A 370-nucleotide genomic window follows, 5' to 3' on the forward strand; every position below is an offset into this window, starting at 1 on the left:
TCCTCGTAGACCCGGTGAGCGGCGAACCGAGTATGCGGAATGTCGCCGTCGCGGCGACCGCGTCCAGGCTGGGCGCCGACCTCCAGTTGGAACTGTCCCAGTGCCAGGTCGAGATCAATTCGCCAGTCTGTGCCGATTCGCGCCGAGGGCCAGGAGAGTGGGCAGCCACGTGCGGATGTGGTTACACACCTGGATTCCGGTTTCACGATCAGCCACGGAGACGTGCACGTGGCATCCGCAGATACCCTGCTCGATCGTGAGGATGCCGAAGCGCTGGGACATCTGTCGATATCTGTCGCAGTCGCTGACCGGAAGTCTCGGCGGCCCGATCATCGGTGTGCCCACGGCCAGCAATTGACAGTCGTTGCGC

At 63.5% G+C, this 370-nt stretch carries 1 protein-coding gene; it reads right to left on the reverse strand.

Features of this window, described 5'->3' with window-relative positions:
* Nucleotides 1-114 precede the first annotated feature (114 nt).
* On the reverse strand, nucleotides 115-370 hold a 256-nt coding region (locus AC1DYG_RS20725; RefSeq protein ID WP_477641709.1), incomplete at its 5' end, for a glutamate-cysteine ligase family protein.

The sequence above is a fragment of the Pedococcus sp. P1_H8 genome (assembly GCF_056405175.1).